The organism is Aeoliella straminimaris, assembly GCF_024054565.1.
Classification (GTDB): Bacteria; Planctomycetota; Planctomycetia; order Pirellulales; family Lacipirellulaceae; genus Aeoliella; species Aeoliella straminimaris.
Genome location: NZ_JAMXLR010000071.1, coordinates 1 through 1,281, shown reverse-complemented (window position 1 = coordinate 1,281; position 1,281 = coordinate 1). Strand labels below are relative to the sequence as shown.

The window sequence follows — 1,281 nt, the reverse complement described above, 5'->3', positions numbered from 1 at the left end:
ACCAGTCGTTATGAGAGAATCGGGATAGTAAAAGGGTACTCCGCTGGCCTGCCGTAGCGTAGGGGTCTGCTGAGGCGTAGCCGAAGCAGACCCCGAAGCGGAGGTAGGCCAGCGGGCGGCGAACTCCGCCGGGGGGATGTAGCCCAGCGAGCTGTGCGGTCGGTAGTGGTTGTAGTCCAGACGCCAGCGGTCAACGCACCAGCGAGCGTCCTCCAGTCCCAAGAACAGCTCGCGGTCCAACATCTCCTGGCGGAATCGACTGTTAAAGCTCTCGATGTAGCCGTTTTCCCACGGGCTGCTCTTGGCCACGTAGAGCGTCTTCACGCACGCCCGTTCCAGCCAACGCCGCACGCTCCCCGCGACGAACTCCGGGCCATTATCTGAGCGGATGTGCGCGGGCGCTCCACGCACCGCGAACAGGTAGCCCAGTACGTCCACCACCTGCCGAGCCGTGAACGACCGCTGCACCTCGATTGCCAGGCTCTCCCGCGTAAACTCATCCAACACGCAAAGCATCCGCAACTGCCGACCACGCTCGGTGTAGTCCGTGACGAAGTCATAGCTCCAGATGTGATTCGGATACTCAGGCCGCCTGCGAACGCAGCTGTTCTCACTTCCGCCCAGGCATAAACGCTTCCGTTTGTGGCGCTTCTTCGGGACCTGCATCCCGTGCTCCCGCCACAGCCGCTCGACCCGCTTGTGATTCACCTCGTAACCACGCCTTCGAAGAGCTTTGTAAACCTGAGGGCTGCCAAAGCAGGGCCGCTCGGCGGCGATGCTCCGCATTTCGGACAAGAGCTCCTTGTCTTGCTCGGCATGCTTCGACGCGTAACGCTGCGTTGCGCGGGGCTGGCCCAACACGCGGCACGCTCGGCGTTCAGAGATCTTCTCGGGCCCCAAGCGGCGGCGGACCGACTCCACGGTCCGCCGCTTACGCTCAGGGCTCACCAGTTTCCCTTCGCGGCTTCCTTTAAAATCTCCATGTCCAAGGCTTGGTCCGCCACCAGCTTCTTCAGCCGGCCGTTTTCCTTCTCCAGAGCCCGCAACTGCTTTGCCAGGTTGGGGGCCATTCCTCCATACTTCTGACGCCACCGGTAGTACGTCTGCTCGGTGATCCCGAGCGTCTTGCACACCTCCGGCACTTTCTGCCCTGTACCAAGCGCTACGTCTGCCTGACGCAGCTTCTCGATAATCTGATCCGTCGTGTGTCGCGTCTTCTTCATCAAAGAATCCTCCTAACCGGGATACCGCCCGGACGGGATTCTCTCATTCAAGCTGGAC

The 1,281-nt window shown here is 61.6% G+C and carries 1 pseudogene; it reads right to left on the bottom strand.

From position 1 onward, the window contains the following. Positions 1-126 precede the first annotated feature (126 nt). Positions 127-1,223: pseudogene (locus tag NG895_RS19965) on the bottom strand (IS3 family transposase); the annotation flags it as partial. Positions 1,224-1,281 lie beyond the last annotated feature (58 nt).